Genomic DNA, 1006 nt, shown 5'->3' with positions numbered 1-1006 from the left:
GCCCAGGCGCGCGCCGACGCCGACGCCCAGGGCCTCACCCTGGCCGGCGCGGCCCTCGGCGTACCCGGGTTGGTCGACGACACCGGGCGGGTCCGCCTCGCGCCGAACCTGAGCTGGCGGGACGTGCCGGTGCCGGAACTGCTGGCCGCGCTCCCGCCGCTCACCGAGACCGTCGAGGGCGTACCGGCGCTGGTGGTGGACAACGAGGCCAACCTCGCCGCGCTCAGCGAACTGCACGCCGGCGCCGGACCGGGCAGCTTCCTGCACCTCTCCGGCGAGGTCGGCATCGGTGCCGGGATCGTGCTCGACGGCGCGTTGTTCCGGGGCGTCCGGGGCTGGAGCGGCGAGATCGGGCACATCCCGGTGCGGCCGGACGGACCGCCCTGCCGGTGTGGCGGCCGGGGCTGCCTGGAGCGTTACGCCGGACAGGAGGCGATCCTCGCCGCCGCCGGCCTGGCCGGGGCCGACCTGCCGGCCGACACCGCATCGGTGCGGCTGGCCCAACTCGCCGAGGCCGGTGAGCCCACCGCCCGGCACGCGCTGCACGAGGCCGGTACGGCCATCGGGATCACCGTGTCGAGCGTGATCAACCTGCTGGACCTGGACACCGTGGTACTCGGCGGCGGTTACGCCCCGCTCGCCCCCTGGATCCGGCCGCCGGTGCTCGCCGAGATCGAACGTCGGGTACTCACCGCCGCCTGGTCACCGGTGACCGTACGACCGGCGACCCTCGGCGCCACGGCCGCCGCGGTGGGCGCGGCGGGCTCGGTGGTGCGCCGGATCATCGCCCGACCCGCCGGATGGCTGGCCCGGCTCTAGGCCCCCGGCGTTCCTGGACGGACGGCCCTCGGAGGACCTCGGTACCCTTGCCCCCAGGCAACAAACCCGTGGACCCGAGGAGCAGAGCACCGGCATGCGTACAGGTCGACAGCGCGTGGCGCAGGGCGACCGCCGGTGACCAGGACCCGACGGGGCCCGGCCGCCGGCGCCACCGGCCGTGGGCGAG

1 protein-coding gene is annotated in these 1006 nt (G+C 76.2%); it reads left to right on the top strand.

Going from position 1 to position 1006, the window contains the following annotated elements; genetic code table 11:
* A partial coding sequence (locus EYA84_RS32295) for an ROK family protein (protein WP_131057907.1) occupies positions 1 to 819 on the top strand: 819 nt, incomplete at its 5' end.
* Positions 820 to 1006 lie beyond the last annotated feature (187 nt).

Origin of the sequence: Verrucosispora sp. SN26_14.1, assembly GCF_004307965.1 — a bacterium.
In the GTDB taxonomy this organism is placed as follows: Bacteria; Actinomycetota; Actinomycetes; order Mycobacteriales; family Micromonosporaceae; genus Micromonospora.
Note: the sequence above shows the minus strand (reverse complement) of the source record. Positions and strands in the feature narration are given on the sequence as shown.